This window comes from Peribacillus sp. SRI_006 (assembly GCF_057586375.1).
In genome coordinates this window covers 1-1205 of record NZ_JBYCZT010000044.1, presented here as the reverse complement: position 1 = coordinate 1205, position 1205 = coordinate 1, and the positions used below count along the sequence as shown (strand labels likewise).

Below are 1205 nucleotides of genomic sequence, written 5' to 3'. Positions count from 1 at the left end.
CTTTTTCTTATGGCACTAACGGGGCAGGATAGTCCATTTTATGGTAAATTTTACTTATGTGCAATTTTCATATAATCAGATAAAACCGTATGCTCTATTGATAGAGAGTGAAAATCAAAAGGGGAATAAAAATGAAAGATATAATCAGTACAAAGCTTAAATCCGTCTTACTTGTCAGCATTATTCTCGGAGGGTTCTTCCTCCTGTTGGAACCCGAAATTTTTATAATCGTGATAATATATGTTTTCATTGGAAATGTTGTTTACGGGATACCCGTTTCGTTTTTATCCGATTTTGCCACAAAAAAGATCGGAAAGAATCGTTTTATTTTCGCATCCTTGATCTATTCGGTGTTTGGTTTTCTATCCTTCATCCTTTTAGGCGAACTCGGAATCTTTGCAGTTATTTGCTCTTTTCTCTTCTTCCTATCAGAAGAATGGCAGAGAATGAGAAAACACAACAGGGGGATAAAGCCAGCCAACAAGGTAATAGTTACTAACACACTATCTATCGTTATCTTATTCTCTTTAGCTTTATCTGGGTCAATGTTAGTCTCGGGGCCATTGTTTGAAAAGCATACAAATGAAACTTATCTCATTCCAAATGGGTATGAAGGTGAAGTTAGAGTGGTGTACGGTGTCAAGGATGCTCCAAGACCTGAAAAAAGTGAAGACTTTGATGTTTATCGAATTAATGAAAAAGGGTACACACTCAGCCCCCATCCTGAAAAAGAAGGAATTATCAATAATCAATATTTTTATATTGATTCAGAAGGACATAAAGAAAAAATTGACGATACTTGCATAAATCTTGGAGGCACGGATGGCGTACAAATAGATGACTACGAGTACTCTAGCTCCTACTTTACTGTAACAAATACACATTGCAGTGAAACGTTTAGTGAGAACGTAGACCCTACTATGCCCCGAGGGCTCTCGTTAGAAGAGATTATTAAAGAAGAAGGATTGGATAAACCTAAAAACTAAATGGAAATTGGGTGCCATTTGACAGCTATTAATGGTAATCCATATGGGAAATTAGCTAAACATACTTTCCCTGTCGAAAAACAAAAAAACAGGTTGAAAAATTATTGTTGAACAACATTCATAGCAAATGTAAATTTTTCTTAATGAACTAACAGGTGCGTTAGCTGAAGATCGGAGCTGTCTTTAAGGCAGCTTTTTCTTATGGAACTAACGGGGCAG

The 1205-nt window shown here is 36.3% G+C and carries 1 protein-coding gene; it reads left to right on the top strand.

What is annotated here, in order from left to right; all coding sequences use genetic code 11:
• Positions 1-131 precede the first annotated feature (131 nt).
• The gene (locus AC2YHV_RS27535; RefSeq protein ID WP_487374601.1) at positions 132-986 is read left to right on the top strand and encodes a DUF6843 domain-containing protein; all 855 of its coding nucleotides are present in this window, start codon (positions 132-134) and stop codon (positions 984-986) included.
• Positions 987-1205: the final 219 nt, after the last annotated feature.